At 71.8% G+C, this 2411-nt stretch carries 5 protein-coding genes; all 5 read left to right on the top strand.

Annotation, left to right across the window (positions count from 1 at the left end):
* On the top strand, window positions 1–363 hold a 363-nt coding region (locus tag FJ108_18440; GenBank protein ID MBM4337872.1), incomplete at its 5' end, for a nucleoside-diphosphate-sugar epimerase.
* 32 nt (window positions 364–395) lie between these two features.
* Window positions 396–1253 carry a YicC family protein gene (locus FJ108_18435; GenBank protein ID MBM4337871.1) on the top strand — a complete coding sequence of 286 codons (858 nt, stop codon included), beginning with the start codon at window positions 396–398 and terminating at the stop codon, window positions 1251–1253.
* Window positions 1250–1507 carry a DUF370 domain-containing protein gene (locus tag FJ108_18430; GenBank protein ID MBM4337870.1) on the top strand — a complete coding sequence of 86 codons (258 nt, stop codon included), beginning with the start codon at window positions 1250–1252 and terminating at the stop codon, window positions 1505–1507. The genes FJ108_18435 and FJ108_18430 overlap by 4 nt, the downstream gene beginning before the upstream one ends.
* Window positions 1504–2082 carry a guanylate kinase gene (locus tag FJ108_18425; GenBank protein MBM4337869.1) on the top strand — a complete coding sequence of 193 codons (579 nt, stop codon included), beginning with the start codon at window positions 1504–1506 and terminating at the stop codon, window positions 2080–2082. The genes FJ108_18430 and FJ108_18425 overlap by 4 nt, the downstream gene beginning before the upstream one ends.
* Window positions 2083–2411 (top strand): bifunctional (p)ppGpp synthetase/guanosine-3',5'-bis(diphosphate) 3'-pyrophosphohydrolase (locus tag FJ108_18420; GenBank protein ID MBM4337868.1); only part of this gene is annotated, 329 nt, incomplete at its 3' end.

The raw sequence follows: 2411 nt of genomic DNA, 5'->3' as shown, positions 1-2411 counted from the left end.
GACTTCGTGCACGTGTCGGACATCGTGCGCGCGAATCTTCTCGCGCTGCGCTGCGAGGCCGCCGGCGGCCGCGTGTGCAACGTCGGGACCGGCCGGCCCACGACGATCCGGCGCGTGGGCGAGCTGCTCGCCGAGCGGCTCGGGCTCGAGATCCGGCCCGAGATCACCGAGCGCTTCCGCGCGGGCGACATCCGGCACTGCTTCGCCGACCCGACGCACGCGAAGCGCACGCTCGGCTTCGAGGCGCAATTGCGGCTCGAGGACGGAATCGACGAGGTGATCGCGTTCGTGCGCAGCCAGCGCCCCGAGGACAAGGTCGAGAGCGCGCAGGCGGAGCTCGCGCGCCGGGGCCTGTCGCGGTGAGCGGGAGGTCCGCGCGACCGGGCCGGAGCTCGATGACGGGATTCGGCCGAGCCGATGGTCCACTCGGCCTCTCGGCAGAGGTGCGAACGGTGAACTCGCGCCACCTCGAGGTGCGGGTGAGGCTTCCGCGAGAGCTCGCCGCGCTCGAGCGCGAGGCGCGCGCGGAGGCATCTCGCTTCTTCGAGCGCGGGCAGGTGGAGATTTCGGTGCGCTTCCCGAAAGAGGGCGAGCTCTCGCCGCGTCTCGAGCTCGACCTCGACTCCGCGCGCCGCTACGCGAACGCCGCGCAGGCGCTGGTGAGCGAGCTGCAGCTTCCGTCGGATCTCTCGGCCGCCCGACTTCTGTCGCTTCCCGGTGTCGCGCGCCTGCGCGACCCCGAGCTCGAGATCGAGGCGCTCGAGGCCGGACTGCTCGAGACGATCTCGAGCGCCTGCGCGGCCGCCGCGGAGATGCGCGGCCGCGAGGGCGAGGCGCTGCTCCGCGAGCTGCGCGGGAGGCTCGCGCGGATCGAGGCGCTGGTCGGCCAGGTCGAGACGCGCGCGGCTGCGGTTCTGGCCGGGCTGCGCGGCCGGCTCGAGAAGCGCCTCGCAGCGCTCGCGCCCGAGCTCGAGACCGACCCCGCGAGGCTCGAGCAGGAGGTCGTCCTCTACGTCGATCGGCAGGACGTCACCGAGGAGACCGTGCGCCTGCGCAGCCATCTGGAGCAGTTCGCCGAGACGCTCGACGCGCCGGGCGCGGTGGGCCGCAAGCTCGAGTTCGTGCTGCAGGAGATCGGGCGCGAGACGAACACGATCGGCAGCAAGTCGGCCGACGCGGCGCTGTCCCGCGCCGTCGTCGATCTGAAGACGGAGCAGGAGAAGCTGCGCGAGCAGGTCCTGAACGTAGAGTGAAGCTCTTGAACGTCGGCTATGGGAACGTCGTGGTCGCCGCGCGCGTCGTCGCGGTGGTCGGCCCGGCCGCCGCGCCGATCCGGCGCCTGCGCGAAGAGGCCGGCCAGCGCGGCAAGCTCGTCGACGCGACCCAGGGGCGCAAGACGCGCTCCGTGATCGTCACGGACTCCGATCACGTCGTGCTCTCCGCGGTTCAGCCCGAGACGCTGGCGCTGCGCCTGGCCGGGCGCGACGACCCGGGTCTCGAGCCGTGAGCCGCGTCCGGCTCGGCAACGTCTTCGTGGTCTCCGGCCCGTCGGGCGTGGGCAAGAGCACGCTGGTCCGCCGCGTGCTCGAAGCCGACCCGGGCGTTCGCTTCTCGGTCTCGCACACCACGCGCCGCCCGCGTCCCGGCGAGCGCGACGGCGTGGACTACCACTTCGTCGACGCAGCCGGATTCCGCGCGCTCGTCGCGAGCGGCGCATTCCTGGAATGGGCGGAGTACCAGGGCAACCTGTACGGGACCAGCCGCGCGGCGGTCGACGCGCCGACCCGCGAAGGCTTCGACATGATCCTCGAGGTCGAGGTGCAGGGCGCCAAGCAGCTCCAGGCGCGGCTCCCCGATGCCGTGCGGGTCTTCATCCTGCCGCCCTCGCTCGAGGTGCTCGAGGCGAGGCTGCGCGAGCGCAACACCGAGGACGACGTGGTGACGCGTCGGCGGCTGGAGATCGCGCGCGAGGAGCTCGCCTACGCGGAGCAGTGTCAGCATCGGATCGTGAACGACTCGATCGACAAGGCGATCGACGAGCTGTTGCGCGTGATCCGCGACGCGCGGCGCGAGCGCGCCTAGATGCCGCGCATCCACGAGATCGTGGAGCAGGTGCAGGGACACTTCCCGGGCGTCGACGTCTCTCTGCTCGAGAAGGCGTACGTGTACTCCGCCAAGGTGCACCAGGGGCAGATGCGCCTCTCCGGCGAGCCCTATCTGACCCACCCGCTCGCGGTCGCGGAGCTGCTCGCGGAGATGCGGCTCGACCACGTGACCGTCGCCGCGGGGCTTCTGCACGACACGGTCGAGGACACGCTCGCGACCGACGCCGACATCCGGGCGCAGTTCGGGCCGGAGATCGGCGATCTGGTCGCGGGGCTGACCAAGCTGTCCAAGATCGAGTTCCAACA

This window comes from Deltaproteobacteria bacterium (assembly GCA_016875225.1).
GTDB lineage: Bacteria > Myxococcota_A > UBA9160 > SZUA-336 > SZUA-336 > VGRW01.
Note: the sequence above shows the minus strand (reverse complement) of the source record. Positions and strands in the feature narration are given on the sequence as shown.

Excerpts from the sequence above, each read along its gene's own strand:
- FJ108_18435 (MBM4337871.1), top strand. The coding sequence starts at position 396 with ATGACGGGATTCGGCCGAGCCGATGGTCCACTCGGCCTCTCGGCAGAG.